This window comes from Halorubrum coriense DSM 10284 (assembly GCF_000337035.1).
In the GTDB taxonomy this organism is placed as follows: Archaea; Halobacteriota; Halobacteria; order Halobacteriales; family Haloferacaceae; genus Halorubrum; species Halorubrum coriense.
The window spans coordinates 22,806-36,375 of record NZ_AOJL01000022.1 but is presented as its reverse complement, the minus strand read 5'-3'; the positions used below and the strand labels follow the sequence as shown (position 1 = coordinate 36,375).

Below are 13,570 nucleotides of genomic sequence, written 5' to 3'. Positions count from 1 at the left end.
CCACCAGTCGACGACCGTCTCCTCGCTGACCGCCTCGCCGACGGGCTCCGTCGTCACCGACACGAACAGCACCTCGTCGCCGATCCGGTCGTGGGCCGCCGCGAGGGCCGGCATCTGCTCGGCGCAGGGCGGACACCACGTCCCGAAGAAATCGACGAACGTCGGGCGGTCGGGGGCGGGGAGCGTGACCTCGCCGTCGCGGCTCCCGGGCGCCTCGACCGTGTCGAGCGTCACCGGCTCGATCGGTTCCGCCCCGTCGCTGCCGGTCGAGTCGCCGCCGTCGGCCGACCCGCCGCCCCCGAGCGAGCCCGGGACCCCGCCGGTCGCGACCGCGCCCGCCCCGCCGAGCGCCGCGACGCTCGCGAGCCCCGCCACGAGGTCCCGACGCCTCACGCCGTGACCACCCGTCGGAAGTCGTCGACAATCCGTTCGACGTCGGTGGCCGGCCCGCGCGGGTACGACCGCTCGACGATACCGCGCTCGTTGACCAGCAGGATGAGCCCGTAGTGCGGGAAGGCGTACTCCAGGTTCTCGTACTGCTCGCCGTCCGTCTTCCGGATCTTGAGCCCGAAGTTCTCGTCCATCAGCTCCACGCCCGCCTCGTAGGACTCGGGCCGGAGGAAGTGCCAGTTGCCGGCGTCGAGGTCGACGCCGCGCTGGCCGGCGTACTCGCGGAGAACGTCGGCTGTGTCGCGCTCGGGATCGAACGTGAGCGGGAGGAAGGCGGCCTCGCCGCCGAACCCCTCCTCGGCCGCGACCTCCTGGACGCGACGGAGGCGGAGGATGAGGGCCGGACAGACGCCGTCGGGGCAGTTGGTGTAGAAGGACGTCCACAGGAACGCGCGCTCGCCCTCGAACTCCGCCGTCGATATCTCTTCGCCCGATATCGGGTCCGGAACGGTGAACTCGGGCATCTCGTCGCCGTGGATCGGGTGGACCGGCTCGCCGCGGTTCTGTTCCGGCGGGTCGAGGATCGTCCCGTCGTCGCCGGAGTCGCCGGGGACGCCGGCGCAGCCGGCGGTGGCGGTCACGCCGGCGGCGGTCCCGGTGACGGCGAGCGAGCGGAGGAAGTGGCGGCGGTCCATGTCGTTGTCCGACCTACGTGGTCGGTCGTAAATGAACCCCGCGGCTGCTGGCACTCGGTGAACACGACCGCCCGCTCCCGAACGGCGGCGAGACGGCCGAGCGACGGACACGTCCGGAATTACGGCGATAGACAAACGTCCGGAACCCTCGTGGTAACGCGACCCTCGCAAGGGTTATACCCCAACCGGCTGTACGTTTATTCGCAATGGCAAACGGTAAGGTTGATTTCTTCAACGACACTGGCGGCTACGGTTTCATCTCGACTGACGACGGCGACCTCGACGACGACGAAGACGTGTTCTTCCACATGGAAGACGTCGGCGGCCCGGACCTCGAGGAGGGTCAGGAAGTGGAGTTCGACATCGAATCGTCCCCCAAGGGACCGCGCGCGACGAACCTCGTCCGCAACTAACCCCCACACCGCGGACGGCGCGTCCGCACGCACTACCGGATTTCGGCGGTCGTTCGACGTGATCGACGCCATCTCCGTTTCTCTCACACTTATCACATCCCGACGAGCGACGCCCGTGCGTCACGGGCGACGCACCGCGACGCGTTCGCCACCGCGATCGACCGTTTAAATACGAGCGCGGGCGAACCGTCTCGCAGTGAGCGATCCGATCCCGACCGGCTGTCGGCCGGTCGACGAGCTGTTGGGGGGCGGCTTCGAGCGCGGCGTCGTCACGCAGGTGTACGGTCCGCCGGCCGCCGGGAAGACGAACCTCGCGCTCGCGGCCGCGGTGGAGGTCGCGGCCGGCGGCGACCGCGCCCTCTACATCGACACCGAGGGGCTCTCCATCGACCGCTTCGAGCAGTTGGCCGCGGGGCGCGCCGACGACCCGGACACCGACGAGACGGTCGACTCGATCGCCTCCCGACTGGTGATCTCGGAGGCGTACGACTTCGACGACCAGCGCGAGGCCGTCCGCGACGCCGAGGAGCTCGCCGAGGAGGTGGAGCTGATCGTGTTGGACTCCGCGACCGGCTTCTACCGACTGGAGCGCGCCGGCGACACCGAGGGCGGCGAGTCGCTCCGGAAAGTCGCCAAGCAGGTGACGCACCTCCTCTCTTTGGCCCGCCGTCACGACGTCGCCGTCGTCATCACGAACCAGGTGTTCACCGACCCAGACGGCGACCGCGACCGCGCGCTCGGCGGGAACACCCTCAACCACTGGACCGGTGCCATCGCCCGCGTCGACCGGTTCCGCGGCGGGAACCGCCGGGTGACGCTGGAAAAGCACCGCTCGAAGGCCGCCGGCGACACCGCGACCTTCCGGATCGTCGGCGACGGCCTCGCCGAGGGTACGGACGCCTGAACGCCGGCGAGGAAATTAACTTCGACCTCCCCACTACTCAGACAATGAGCGATCGCTCGCGACGGCTCCGAGGAGCGGTCGGCGCGCTCGTCGTCGCGTGCGTCCTCGCCGCTGCGGTCGCGCCCGCGGGGGTCGCCGCCGGCCTCGCCGGCGCTCCCGACGCCCAGCCGGCGAACCCGTCCGCCGCGTCGCCCCCGTCGGCGACCGCGGCGGCCGACGCCGTCGGTCCCGGACTGCGCTCGGCGAACGGCACCGTCGAGGTCGTCGTGCGATTCGCCGCCGACGCCGGACCCCGCGCGAGCGCCGACGACGACGGGACGGCGGCGTCGACCGAGGATCTCAGGACGGCCGCCGCGAGCGCGCAGGACGCGTTCGAGCGGTTCGCCGAGCGGAAGCCCGGCGTCGCGGTCGAGCGACGCTTCTGGCTCGCGAACGCGATGCTGGTGACGGTCGACACCGAGAGCGTCGCGGTCGAGCGGCTCCTCGACGTCCGCGGCGTCGAACGCGTCCACGAGAACTTCCGGGTCGAACCGGCCGCGGCGGCCGGGGACGACGGCGCTGCGCGCGACGTTCGCCACGCGCTCGCGGGCCCCGGACGGGCTCCCGCCGCTGCGGAGTCGACGTCTGCGAACGCGACGTACGGCGTCGGCACGGTTCGCGCCCCCGAAGTCTGGGAGGCGTACGGGACGCGCGGCGAGGGCGCGACGGTCGCGGTGTTGGACACCGGCGTCGACCCCGACCACCCGGACCTCACGCTGAGCGGCTGGGCCGCGTTCGACGCGACGGGGACGCTCGTGAGCGAGGGCGTCGAGAACGCGAGCGACGCCGACGGACACGGCACCCACGTCGCCGGTACGGTCGCGGGCGGGAACGCCAGCGGGACCGCGATCGGCGTCGCCCCGGGAGCGAACCTGTACGGCGTGAAAGTGCTGGACGACACCGGGGCGGGCACGTTCGCGCAGGTCGTCGCGGGGATGGAGTACGCAACGGAGGACCCCGCCGTGGACGTGCTTCAAATGAGCCTCGGCGTGAACGAGGAGGTGGACGAGTTCATCGAGCCCGTCCAGAACGCCGGGGACGCGGGGAAGCTCGTGGTCGCGTCGGCCGGTAACAGCGGCGGCGGAACGTCGAGTTCGCCCGGGAACGTGTACGAGTCGTTCGCCGTCGGTGCGGTCGACGAGAGCCGCGACGTCGCCGCCTTCTCCGGCGGGGAGACCCTGAACACGAGCACGGACTGGGACAACGAGACGCTGACGGCCGACTGGCCCGCGGAGTACGTCGTCCCCGACGCGTCGGCACCGGGCGTGAACGTCTCCTCCGCCGAACCGGGCGGCGGCTACGTCAACGAGAGCGGTACCTCCATGGCCGCCCCGCACGTCAGCGGCGTGGCGGCGCTGGTCCTCGCATCGACGTCGCGGAACGTCTCCGACGAGGAACTGTACGCGACGCTGCGCGACACCGCGAACCATCCCGACAACGCGACCGAGTCGGACGCGCGGTACGGGACCGGGATCGTCGACGCCTACGCGGCCGTCTCGTCGACGGAGCCGTTCTACGACGTGGCCAGTCTCGACTCGCCGCCGGCCGTCGAGCGGAACGGAACGCTCGACGCGAGGGCGACCGTGACGAACGCGGATCCGATACGCGGCGAGAACCGGACCGTCGCGCTCCGGCTCACCGATCCGGCGAACGAGAGCGACGTGCGCGAACTGACGGCGACGAACGTCTCGCTCGAGGGGAACGATTCCGCGACCGTCCGGCTGAACGGGACAGTCCCGAGCGACTTCGCGACCGGTGAGACGACGCTCGAAATAGCGTCGCCCGACGGCAACGCCACGGCGACCGTCAGGGTCGCCGACGCGGTCGGGACGGTAAACGGCACCGTCACCCACGCGGAGGCGAACGCGACGCTTCCCGCGATCGACGTCGTCGTCGACGACGGCAGCGAGGTGGTCGCTGAGACGACGACCGACGAGAACGGGACCTACGCGGTCGACGTGCCGGCGACGAATCTCACCGTCACCGCGAGCAACGCGACCTACGCCCCCTCGACCGCGGCGGTGACGCTGAACGGGTCCGGAGACGCTGCGAGCGCGAACCTCTCGGTCCGACTCCGGAACGGGACGCTCGCCGGGGTCGTGAACGCGAGCGACGACCTCGCTCCCCCGGCCAACGCGACGGTGACCGTCACGAACGGGACGAACGCGACGGTCGTCGCCGTCGAGGCGGCCGAAAACGGGTCGTACGCGGTCGATCTCCGCCCCGGTTCGTACGACGTCGCGGCGGCGTCACCGGACTTCGGTTCGGACGCGCGAACCGACCTGACGATCGATCCGAACGCGACCGCGGACCCGGGGCTCGCGCTCGATCCGAAGGCGGCGACGCTCTCCGGAACGGTGACGAACGACAGCGGTGACGACCCCGTCGCCGACGCGACGGTGGCCGCCGGGTCGGCGTCGACGAGCACCGACGCGGCCGGGAACTACTCGCTCGCGGTCGCCCGCGGCGAGCGGACGCTGACGGTCTCCGCGGCCGGCTACGCCGAGTCGTCGACGACGTTCGACCTCTCGGCGAACGAGTCGCGCGAGGCGAACGTCTCGCTGACCCCGACGGCGGTGTTCGAGGTCACCTCGGTCTCCGGGCCGGACGAGATCGAGCGGGGAACGAGCGGCGAGTTCTCGGTCGACGTCCGCAACGCGGGGAGAGCGGCCGGGAACGTCACCGTGAACTCGGCCGTCTCGCCCAGCGGAACGGTCGACCCGGCATCCCGGTCGCTCTCGGACATCGCGGTCGGCGCGACGCGAACGGTGACGACCGCGGTCTCGATCGGCGGGGACGCGTCGACCGGGACGCACGAGATCACCGCCTCGACGGGAGACGACGCGCGGGTGGAAGCGTTCACCGTGATCGACGGCGACGACGGTACGAGCGACGGTAGCGGTGACGGCGACGGTAGCGGCGGTGGGGGTGGCGGCGGTGGGGGTGGTGGCGGCGGTGCCGGCGGGGGCGGTGGCACCTCACCCGCCGACGGAGAAGAGACGACCGGGCCGACGAACGGTTCCGACGATTCCACGAACGAGGCGACGGACTCGACGAACGAGACCGATCTGACGAACGGAACCGTGGAGCCGACGAACGCGACGGAGCCGACGAACGCGACGGACTCCTCACCGAACGGCACCGAAACCCCCGCGGGCGACACCGACGAGTCGATCGACGACGAGACAGTCGACGGGGCGGAGGCCGACGGCGCGGACGAGTCGACCGACGGGGATGGCACGGCGGCGGGCGACGCGGGGGACGGCGGGTCCGACGCGCCAGAGAACGGCGGCGTCTCGGACGGCTCGACCCCCGGATTCGGACCGGTCGCGGGGATCGTCGCGCTGCTCTCGGCGGTACTGTTCGCGCGGTCGCGCTCCGGAGAGGCCTGAGCGCTGCGCGGTCACGCGGCTGTCGCGGCGGAGACGACGGGGACGGGGAAAAACAATGTCGACCGGAATCGCCGAGGGGCGCCGAGCGCGTTACCGGCTCACAGGTCGCCGAGCTTCCGGAGGAGCTGGCCGCGGTACTCCTCGTCGGCGTTGACGCCTTTGATCTCCAAGACGTTCCGCTCCAGCTTGTCGAGCGCGACGTGGAAGGCGTGTTCGGCGCCGTACCCCTCGCCGGAGCCGCCGACCTGACCCTCGTTGGTCCGGAGACGGATCTGACACTGGATCAGGGGCGTGCCGCGGAGCTTCTCCTTGTGGGCGTGGAGCCGGACGTGTGCGTGGATGACGTGCATGTCCGCGTACTTGTCCGCGACCTGCTCGATGGACTCGACGATGTGTTCGCGGGAGGTCCCCTCCAGCAGGTCGACGTTGGTGATCTGGACGTCCATCGAGTCCTGCTCGGTGAACGTGAGCGCGCGGAGCACGTCGGTCTTCGTCACCATCCCGGCGACGGTGTCGGCGCCCTCGGGCGTGACGACGAGCCCGGAGACGTCGTTGTCGAACATCCGCTGGACGACCGCCTGCGCGGTCTCGTCGTTCGCCGCCGTGACGACGGGGCTCGACATGATGTCGTAGACGGGGATGTCGAGCATGCGGTCGATGTCGCCGGCGCGGTCGCCGCTGCCCTGTCGCTCTTGGTCGCGGACGACGAACTCCACGATGTCGTTCGTGGTGACGACGCCGACGAGGTCGCCGCCCTCGTCGAGGACCGGGAGCCGGGAGACGCCGTTCTCGCGGAGCCGGTTGATCGCCCGCCCGACGCTCTCGGTCTCGCCGATACCGATCACGTCCTCGGTGGCGATCTGGCCGACGGTGATCGCGTCGAGGCTGTCGAGGACGGCCTCCAAGATCTGGTCGACCGTGACGATGCCGTAGAGCTTCTCTCCCTCGTAGACGGGGGCGATCTTCACGTCTCCCTCGACGAGGAGTCGAGCGGTCTCGCGGACGTCCTCGTGGCGGTCGACGGAGGGCGCCGGCTTCATCACCGCCGACACCTTCGTGTCGTCCTCCATGCGCGAGCGCATGAGCTGTTTCTCGCCGACGACGCCGGCGTATTCGCCGTCCTCGACGACGATGATCCCCTTGGGGTTCTCTCGCTCGAAGATAGAACGGACCTTGGCGAGCCGCTGGTCGATGTCGACCTCGACGTATTCCGGCACTACGATATCAGAGATGTTCATGGTCCAGTCTGAACGTTCGACGGGCCGGGTATTGAAAGTGCGGGAGTCGTCGCACGAGCCGGCGGCCGTCGTCGGTAGGCCGCAATCCGCCTGAAGGTATTTCAGCGGCGACGACGAAGCGATCCCGTGAAGCTCTCGACCGCGCTGATCGCGCTCGGCGTCGCGCTGATCGTGATCCCGCTGCCGGTTCCGATCCCCTTCGTCGGGGTGATCGCCGGCGCGCTCGCGCTGCTGGCCGGGGCCTTCCTCCGGCTCTTCGGCGTGTGAAACCTTTTTGCCCGCTACCGCCCCACAGAGAGGCGTGTACGACGCCATCGTCCTCGACAACGACGGGGTTCTGGTCGGACGGACGCCGTTCGACACGCTCCGCGAGGCCGCGTGGGACGCGTTCGTGAGCCTCGGCGTCGAGGACCCGGACCTCGCCCACGTCGACGACGTCGCCGTCGGGGTCGACCCCGCGACCCTGACGGACATCTGCGAGCGGTACGGCGTGGACCCGGCGGAGTTCTGGCGGGTCAGAGACGAGACCGCGGCCGCGGCGCAGATCGACGCCGCCCGGAAGGGACAGAAGACGCCGTACGACGACGTCGACGCCGTCCGCGCGCTGGACGCATCGCTCGGCGTCGTCTCCTCGAACCAGCAGGCGACCGTCGACGCCCTCCTCGACCACTTCGGCCTCGCGGGCCACTTCGAGGTCGCGTACGGCCGCGAGCCGTCGGTGGCGAGCCTCTCCCGGAAGAAGCCCTCCCCGTACTACATCGAGCGCGCCCTCGAAGACCTCGGCGCGGAGACGGCGCTGTTCGTCGGCGACAACGAGTCGGACGTCCGCGCGGCCGACAACGCCGGCATCGACTCCGCGTTCCTCCGCCGGCCCCACCGCCGGGCGACCGAGCTGGACTGCCACCCGACCTACGAGATCGACGACCTCCACGACCTCGTGAGCATCTGCGGGCGAGCGCCGGCCGACCCGGACGGCGGGGTCTGACCCGGCGGCCGACCCCCCGACGGCCGCGCGATCAAAACGGGCATGTGATCGGTCCCCGAAACGCCGACGATGCCCTCGCCCTCCGCGAGCCAGCACCTCGACAGAGACGCATCGAACGCGCGCTCCGTCGCCGCTCGCTACCGCCGCGCGGAGCGCGCCGCCAGCTGGACCCTCGCGCTGCTCGTCGCCGCCGCGTTCCTCGCGGCGGTCGTCGCCCTCTCGTTCTGGCCCGGCGTGGCGGTCGGCACCGCCCTCGTCGTCGCGCTCCGCGTGCCCGTGTTCCGACGCCGCGGCTCGACACGCCTCCGGACGGACGCGCCGCCGGCTGCGGTCGTCGACCAGTTCGCGTCGGCGAAGCCGCCGAACCTCGCGTTCCAGTGGGGCGTCGCCGACGAGGTTCGGAACCCTACCGCCGCGACGGCTCGACAGACTCAGCCGCCGCCGGGAGCGGCCCGGAGACGACCGCGACCTACGAGTTCTCCTCCCTCCTCGGACTCAAATCGGTCGAACTCGACCTCTCCACCGACGTGCGCGAGGGGGTCGCGGCGGAGGACGGTGGAGCCGGCGAGCGCGATTCCGACCGCCCGCCGGTCGCGACGGTCGTGATCGAGGGGACCGCGGACGGTCGGCCGTGGGCCTCGTACGCGGTGACGGTCCGCGAGGCGACCGACGGCGGGACCGTCGTCGACCTCGAACTGCGGCCGACGCGGCGGCTCGACCTCCGGCGGCTCCCGCAGGGGCGGGTCGCCGAGCGGTACTACGGCGACGTGCTCGCCGCGCAGGGGTACGAGGTCGTCGAGCGGTCGGTCTCGACGGCGCGGTGACTCCCGCCGCGACTCACTCGACGAGTTCGGTCGCCGGGGCGTCGACGACGGTCCGAGAGACGCCGTCGGCGTCGCGGGCGTTACGGAGGTCGACGCCCCGGAGGCGGAGCGCGAGCGCCGCGTCATTCCGGGCCGCCGGTGACCGCGGCCGGAACGTCGTCTCGACCGCGTCGCCGTCCTCGCCCTCGTGAACGACGACCACGTCGCCCTCCGCGAAGTCGGCGTGCCGGACGTCTCGCAGGGGAATCTCCGTCCGCGCGTTCCGGACGGCCGAGACGCCCACCCCGGCGAACCCCGTCGCGAGCCCGAACGCCGCGACGCCGACCCCGGCACCGGCGTCGCCGCCCCACTCCAGCAGCGTCCCGAACGCGGCGATGGCGGCGGCGACCGCCGATCCCGAGACGTCGCGGTCGACGGGGGGCGCTCGGCCGTTCGCGAGGGCTCGGACGCCCTCGACGCACACGCGATCGGGCCGTTTTCGCACCCGTATCTCGCCGGGAGCGACCTCGACGCGTCCCGCGGCCGTCGAGACCGACCACGCGCCGTTCCGGCTCATGCGGCGTCGGCTCCGACCGGCGACACGCGGGACGAGCGCTGGAGGGCGGATCGACGACTTCGTGGAGGGGAAGCGGACATGAGCGGCCGTACGAGGGCCGCTCTGGTAAATGCTGCTGCGGACCCGGCGGACCCGAGCGCCGCACCGCCGCCTCGTCTCCGCGACGGGAGCCTTTAGTTCCCGTCTCGCGCACTTCGCGACATGGACCTCCCGCCCGTCGGGCTCGGGACGATGAGGATCGACGATCCGGACCCGGTCGCGACGGCGCTCTCCGTCGGCTACCGCCACCTCGACACCGCCAGAATCTACGACAACGAGGCGGTCGTCGGCGGGGGGCTCGCCGCCGGACTGGCCGACGTCGACGTCGAGCGCGACGACGTGACTGTCGCGACGAAGCTCTGGATCGACGACCTCGCAGGCGAGGACGTCGCGCCCGCGGCCCGCGAGAGCGCTGACCGGCTCGGCGTCGACGCGGTCGACCTGCTGTACGTCCATCGGCCCCGCGGCGACTACGACCCCGAGGCGACACTGCCCGCGCTCGATCGGCTGGTCGACGACGGGCTCGTGCGGAACGTCGGCGTCTCGAACTTCGAGACCGCGGAGCTCGACCGCGCGATCGAGGTTCTCGGACGACCGCCCGCGGCCCACCAGACCGAGCTCCACCCGCTGTTCTTCCGCCCGGAACTGCTCGATCACGCCCGCGACCACGGCTATCCGGTCGTCGCGTACTCGCCGCTCGCCGGCGGGCGGGTCGGAGAGATCGACGCCGTCGTCGAGGTCGCGGAGGCGCACGACGCGACGCCCGAGGCGGTCGCGATCGCGTGGGCGACCGCGAAGGAACCGGTGGTGACGGTGCCGAAGGCGTCGAGCGCGGCCCACCTCCGCGCCAACCTCGCCGCGGCGGCCCTCGAACTGACCGACGCGGAGGTCGCTGCCATCGACGCCGTGGAGCGCGAAGAAGAGCTGTTCCCGGAATGAACGATCCACATACGAGGATCGAATTCGGATCAGAACACTCTCGATACACACGATCCCGGTTCATTTTTACCTCGGGGGCGACGAGAGTCGCCCATGACGGAGATCATCGACGGCGAGTCGGTCGCGGCGGACGTGCGCGACGCGGTCGCCGACGAGGTATCGCGGCTGTCCGACGCGGGCGTCGGGCCGGGGCTCGCCACGGTGCTGATGAGCGACGACGCCGCCAGCGAGACGTACGTCTCGATGAAACAGCGAGACTGCGAGGAGGTCGGGATCGAGAGCTTCCACGTCGAGATCGACGCCGGCGCGCCCGCGAGCGAGCTGTACGAGACGATCGACGACCTCAACGGCCGCGACGACGTCCACGGGATTCTGGTCCAGCTCCCGCTCCCGGACCACGTGGACAAGCGGACCGTCCTCCGGCGGATCGCCCCCGAGAAGGACGTGGACGGCTTCCACCCGGAGAACGTCGGTCGCCTCGTCGCGGGCGACGCGCGATTCAAACCCTGTACCCCCCACGGGGTCCAGAAGCTGCTCGACGCCTACGACGTGGAGACGGAGGGCGCTGACGCGGTCGTCGTGGGCCGCTCCGACATCGTCGGGAAGCCGATGGCGAACCTGCTGATCCAGAAGTCGCCGACCGGCAACGCGACGACGACTGTCTGCCACTCCCGGACCGAAGACCTCGAAGCGAAGCTGGCGGGCGCGGACATCGTCGTCGCGGCCGCCGGCATCCCGGAGTTCGTCGACGGCTCGACCCTCAAGTCGGGCGCGACGGTGATCGACGTGGGGATCAACCGCGTCGACGCGGACACGGAGAAGGGGTACGAGCTGGTGGGCGACGTGGACTACGAGTCCGCGAAGGACGTTGCGGGAGCGATCACGCCGGTCCCCGGCGGCGTCGGGCCGATGACGCGGGCGATGCTGCTGTACAATACGGTGAAGGCGGCCGGGCTCCAGCGCGACGTCGCGGTCGACCTCGAGTAGTCGGCACGGCGACTGACGGGTCGGTCCCGCCGAAACGTCGCGGTCGTCGTTCGCCCGGGCCTCCGCCTACGTCTCGGGCCGCCACCTTCCCCCGATCTCGTCGCGTGGATAGTCTTGGTACGTGCCGTCGAGGAACGTGGTGACGCGTCCGTCCTCCTCGCTGAGCGTGACCGCCCAGAGGACGTCGTCGCGGAGCGACGTCTCCAAGGCGCTCATGTGTTTGGTCCCCATCCAGTCGGGGAACTCGAGGGCCTCGAGGTCCTCGACCTCGCCCCGAGACGGGTTCCGGACCCGCACCATCTGTCGCTGAATGGTGCCGTCGCCGGTCACGATGACGGCTCCGTCCCGACTGAACGCCACGTCCCGAGCGACCGTCGTGAACACGTCGCGCGACTCGGTGACGAGGCGGCAGCGGTCGACCGGCCACTCGTTGTCGCCGAGGGGGTCGGTGTACTCCGCGAAGTTCACGTCCGCGACGATGAGGATGTAGAGGCTGGGACCGCTCACGTACTGTTCGCCCCAGTTGTCGAACCCAACGCTCAGCGACTCGGCGGTGTACCTGATGTGGTCCATGAGGTTCTGGCTCGTCGCGTACTTCTCGAGGACCTCGTCAAGCGCGTCCATATGATATGTGTACACACGGGCCAACCCAGTTTAAACCCTCTCAGCGGTTCGAAAATCGACTCGTCGCTCGCGCCCCGGCGGCCCCGGTCGCACGGTCGGCATCGGTCGCTCAGTCGTCGTCAGCCGCGGCGGCGCGGTTCCGGATCTCGATCCGTCCGTCGACCTCGGGCCCGATGCCGTGTTCGCGGGCGTACGCGGCCAACACCTCGTACTGGATGTCCGCCTCGTCGATCCGGTGACGCTGGGCGAGCGTCGGGAACTCGTGTTCGGAGTGGAGGAGGTACTCCGAGACCGCGACCGTGTAGCGCTCGTCCGGGTCGACCGGCTCGCCGCCGACCGCGGCTTCCAGGACGAGCTCCGCGTCGTCGTCCCAGACGACGCGCGCGTTCGAGACGTGGCCGTGCCACCAGTCATCCTCCCCGAAGTCCACGTCCGGGGCGGCCATCTCGCGGAACACCTCGCGGAGCTCCGCCCCGCTGACCGAGGCGAGCGCGACCGGCTCCTCGAACGGGATCAGGGAGATCAGGTCCGCCTTCGTCACGTCGCCCGCCCACGGGTCCCCCTGCCGCAGCCCGCCGGCGTTCGACAGCCCCACGTCGGCGTCGTGGACCCACCGGAACGCGTCCGCGACGAAGTTGCCGACGCGGCACTCCCCGCCGTGGACCACGTCGCCGGACCGCTCGATCGGGCGCTCGACGACGTCGATGGTCTCGTCTAAGTCCGCCGCGGCCATCCGCCGGGCGAGCGCGTCCGCGAGGCCGAGAGCGGGGTCGGCCCCGTCGGGCTCGTGGAGCGTCGCCGTCGGGGGGTCGGCTGCGAGGTCGACCTCGGCCACCGTCTCCCCGTTGACGCCGGGCCGGACCAGCAGCGTGTCGGCGACGACCTCGTTCCGGCGGCTGTGGACGTGCCCGCCGGCGATCGCGTCGACGTCGAGCTCGCGGGCGAGGTCGTCGTCGCCCGCGCCGAGGTGCGAGAGGACGACGACGTGGTCGAGCGCGTCGCCGCCCGCGCCCGCTCCCTCGTCGCGGCCCGCGACCGCGTCGCGCATCTCGCCGAGCGCGTCGCGCGCGGCTGAGACGGGGTCGTCGAACGAGAGGTCGGCGGCCATCGGGTTCAGCGAGTCCGTCGCGGGGTCGGTGACGCCGACGAACCCGACCGTCTCGCCGTCGACCTCGTGAGTCGCCCACGGGACGACGCCCTCGTGGCGGCCGAACGGCTCGCCGTCCTCGTCGCGGACGTTCGCGGAGACGAACGTCGCGGGCGCGTCGGCGACGAGGTCGCGGCACGCGTCGGGCCCGTAGTCGAACTCGTGGTTGCCGAACGTGTCGAAGACGGTGTCGGTCGCCTCGTAGAAGTCGAGGACCTGCCTGCCGGTCGCGACCAGCGAGAGGACGCCCGGCGCGGTCGTGTCGCCCGTGCCGACGACCGCGGCGTCGGGGCCCGAGAGCGACCGGACGCGGCCGGCGAGACGCGCCGCCCGCTCGGGGGCGTCGAAGACGTTCTCGATGTCGGAGTAGTGAACGAGGCGGACCATTCGTTGGGTGG

Annotated in this window: 15 protein-coding genes; 9 read left to right on the top strand and 6 right to left on the bottom strand. The window is 71.2% G+C overall.

The window, feature by feature from the left end; all coding sequences use genetic code 11:
* Both C464_RS04675 and C464_RS04670 read right to left on the bottom strand, forming a co-directional pair.
* Positions 1–393 (bottom strand): TlpA family protein disulfide reductase (locus tag C464_RS04675; RefSeq protein ID WP_049910843.1); only part of this gene is annotated, 393 nt, incomplete at its 3' end.
* Entirely contained in the window at positions 390–1,085 is a 696-nt protein-coding gene (locus C464_RS04670; RefSeq protein WP_006112407.1) for an SCO family protein, read from the bottom strand. The genes C464_RS04675 and C464_RS04670, both read right to left, overlap by 4 nt.
* Before the next feature lie 206 nt (positions 1,086–1,291).
* On the opposite strand from C464_RS04670, the gene C464_RS04665 reads away from it, so the two are divergent.
* From C464_RS04665 to C464_RS04655, 3 genes are all read left to right on the top strand, one after another.
* Entirely contained in the window at positions 1,292–1,498 is a 207-nt protein-coding gene (locus tag C464_RS04665) for a cold-shock protein (protein WP_004595330.1), read from the top strand.
* 196 nt (positions 1,499–1,694) lie between these two features.
* Positions 1,695–2,402, top strand: a complete 708-nt coding sequence (gene radB / locus C464_RS04660; RefSeq protein ID WP_006112405.1) for a DNA repair and recombination protein RadB — start codon at positions 1,695–1,697, stop codon at positions 2,400–2,402.
* Positions 2,403–2,446: 44 nt separating this feature from the next.
* The gene (locus tag C464_RS04655; protein ID WP_006112404.1) at positions 2,447–5,833 is read left to right on the top strand and encodes a S8 family serine peptidase; all 3,387 of its coding nucleotides are present in this window, start codon (positions 2,447–2,449) and stop codon (positions 5,831–5,833) included.
* A gap of 98 nt (positions 5,834–5,931) precedes the next feature.
* Here the strand turns inward: C464_RS04655 and C464_RS04650 are convergent, their stop codons facing one another.
* On the bottom strand, positions 5,932–7,071 hold the full coding sequence (locus C464_RS04650; protein WP_049910841.1) for a CBS domain-containing protein: 1,140 nt from the start codon (positions 7,069–7,071) through the stop codon (positions 5,932–5,934).
* A gap of 126 nt (positions 7,072–7,197) precedes the next feature.
* Here C464_RS04650 and C464_RS19155 point away from each other — a divergent pair, with 126 nt between their 5' ends.
* From C464_RS19155 to C464_RS19555, 4 genes are all read left to right on the top strand, one after another.
* Complete coding sequence (locus C464_RS19155) at positions 7,198–7,338, top strand: hypothetical protein (protein ID WP_167539331.1); 141 nt, start codon at positions 7,198–7,200, stop codon at positions 7,336–7,338.
* 34 nt (positions 7,339–7,372) lie between these two features.
* Positions 7,373–8,056, top strand: coding sequence for an HAD family hydrolase (locus tag C464_RS04645; RefSeq protein WP_006112400.1), 684 nt, complete (start codon positions 7,373–7,375; stop codon positions 8,054–8,056).
* Positions 8,057–8,125: 69 nt separating this feature from the next.
* Positions 8,126–8,662: a hypothetical protein gene (locus C464_RS04640; protein ID WP_006112399.1), complete on the top strand. Its 537-nt coding sequence runs from the start codon at positions 8,126–8,128 to the stop codon at positions 8,660–8,662.
* Positions 8,659–8,880 (top strand): hypothetical protein, encoded by a 222-nt coding sequence (locus C464_RS19555; RefSeq protein WP_239640190.1) that lies wholly within the window; start codon positions 8,659–8,661, stop codon positions 8,878–8,880. Before C464_RS04640 ends, C464_RS19555 begins: the two co-directional genes overlap by 4 nt.
* Before the next feature lie 13 nt (positions 8,881–8,893).
* On the opposite strand, the gene C464_RS04635 is transcribed toward C464_RS19555, so the two are convergent.
* On the bottom strand, positions 8,894–9,436 hold the full coding sequence (locus tag C464_RS04635; RefSeq protein WP_006112398.1) for a hypothetical protein: 543 nt from the start codon (positions 9,434–9,436) through the stop codon (positions 8,894–8,896).
* Between the two features lie 201 nt (positions 9,437–9,637).
* On the opposite strand from C464_RS04635, the gene C464_RS04630 reads away from it, so the two are divergent.
* Complete coding sequence (locus tag C464_RS04630; RefSeq protein WP_006112396.1) at positions 9,638–10,414, top strand: aldo/keto reductase; 777 nt, start codon at positions 9,638–9,640, stop codon at positions 10,412–10,414.
* A gap of 93 nt (positions 10,415–10,507) precedes the next feature.
* Positions 10,508–11,401 (top strand): bifunctional methylenetetrahydrofolate dehydrogenase/methenyltetrahydrofolate cyclohydrolase, encoded by an 894-nt coding sequence (locus C464_RS04625; RefSeq protein ID WP_006112395.1) that lies wholly within the window; start codon positions 10,508–10,510, stop codon positions 11,399–11,401.
* A 66-nt stretch (positions 11,402–11,467) separates the two neighbouring features.
* Here the strand turns inward: C464_RS04625 and C464_RS04620 are convergent, their stop codons facing one another.
* Positions 11,468–12,025 (bottom strand): diadenylate cyclase, encoded by a 558-nt coding sequence (locus C464_RS04620; protein WP_006112394.1) that lies wholly within the window; start codon positions 12,023–12,025, stop codon positions 11,468–11,470.
* Between the two features lie 109 nt (positions 12,026–12,134).
* Complete coding sequence (locus tag C464_RS04615) at positions 12,135–13,559, bottom strand: bifunctional metallophosphatase/5'-nucleotidase (RefSeq protein WP_006112393.1); 1,425 nt, start codon at positions 13,557–13,559, stop codon at positions 12,135–12,137.
* Positions 13,560–13,570 lie beyond the last annotated feature (11 nt).